The 350-nt window shown below is 37.4% G+C and carries 1 tRNA gene and 1 rRNA gene; both read left to right on the plus strand.

What is annotated here, in order from left to right:
• A 16S ribosomal RNA gene (locus tag E2558_RS12430) occupies window positions 1-50 on the plus strand; the annotation flags it as partial.
• Between the two features lie 95 nt (window positions 51-145).
• Window positions 146-222: transfer RNA gene (locus E2558_RS12285), tRNA-Ile, on the plus strand.
• Window positions 223-350: the final 128 nt, after the last annotated feature.

Genomic DNA, 350 nt, shown 5'->3' on the forward strand with positions numbered 1-350 from the left:
AGTCGTAACAAGGTAGCCGTATCGGAAGGTGCGGCTGGATCACCTCCTTTCTAAGGATATATTCGGAACATCTCTTAGAGATGATGGATTAACGTGACATATTGTATTCAGTTTTGAATGTTTATTTTACATTCATATATTTAATGGGCCTGTAGCTCAGCTGGTTAGAGCGCACGCCTGATAAGCGTGAGGTCGGTGGTTCGAGTCCACTCAGGCCCACCATTAAATAATTTAAATTGTACATTGAAAACTAGATAAGTAAGTAAATAGATTTTACCAAGCAAAACCGAGTGAATAGAGTTTTAAATAAGCTTGAATTCATAAAAAATAATCGCTAGTGTTCGAAAGAA

It is taken from the genome of Staphylococcus pragensis (assembly GCF_004785665.1).
In the GTDB taxonomy this organism is placed as follows: Bacteria; Bacillota; Bacilli; order Staphylococcales; family Staphylococcaceae; genus Staphylococcus; species Staphylococcus pragensis.